A 1,175-nucleotide genomic window follows, 5' to 3' on the forward strand; every position below is an offset into this window, starting at 1 on the left:
TCTGCATCACGTCTAGCTCCATCACCCGTAAAATACATTCCTTCATACGTCGAAAAATAGGTTTGAATAAAGCGCTCATGATCACCGTAGACGGTGCGCATTTGACCAGGCCAACTATCCATTAAGACTAAATTCCCTTCACATTCGCCTTCTAGAATATTGCCTTCGTTATCGACAATCGCAGGTTTCACACCAAACAATGGACGCGTTGCTGAGCCTGGCTTCAAAGTCGTCGCTCCCGGAATAGCGGAGATCAATACGCCGCCGGTTTCCGTTTGCCACCACGTATCAACAATAGGACAACGTTTTTCTCCGACTACTTCGTAGTACCATTCCCAAGCTTCTGGATTAATTGGCTCGCCCACCGAGCCTAAAAGACGAATGCTATCTCGGTTGTAGGATTGAACTTTATCATCACCAGCAGCCATCAACGCACGAATTGCGGTCGGCGCGGTATAAAATACGTTCACCTGATGTTTTTCAACAACCTGCCAGAACCTAGAAGCATCAGGATAATTTGGCACGCCTTCAAACAACACTGTTGTCGCACCATTACACAATGGACCGTACAAAATATAGCTATGCCCAGTAATCCATCCGAAATCCGCGGTACACCAGAAAACTTCGCCCTCGCGATAATCAAATACTTTCTCATGCGTAAAGGACGCGTAAGTAAGATAACCACCAGTAGTATGCAAAACGCCCTTAGGCTTGCCAGTTGAACCAGAGGTATACAGCATAAACAAGGGATCTTCAGCGCTCATCGGTTCAGCGTCACAATAAGCACCCTGACGCTCCATCAACTCATGCATCCATACATCACGACCTTCAACAAATGACACATCGCCACCGGTACGCTGAAGCATAACGACATTCTTCACATGCCCGATATTCCCTACTTCAAAAGCCTCATCCACGTTATTCTTTAATGGAATAGACTTCCCGCCACGAATACCCTCATCAGCCGTAATCAACCATTTAGACTGACCATCTTCAATTCTGGCTGCGAGAGCTTCCGGGGAAAACCCCCCAAAAACAACGGAATGCACGGCACCGATGCGCGCACAGGCCAGCATAGCGATGCCTGTTTCTGGAACCATCGGCATATATAAGGTGACGATATCCCCTTTCTCTACACCTAATTCTTTCAGGCCGTTCGCAAGACGACATACTCT

1 protein-coding gene is annotated in these 1,175 nt (G+C 47.4%); it reads right to left on the reverse strand.

Annotated elements, in window-relative coordinates:
* A partial coding sequence (locus A3739_RS02440; RefSeq protein WP_156502271.1) for an acetate--CoA ligase occupies window positions 1-1,175 on the reverse strand: 1,175 nt, incomplete at both ends.

It is taken from the genome of Oleiphilus sp. HI0067 (genome assembly GCF_001635735.1).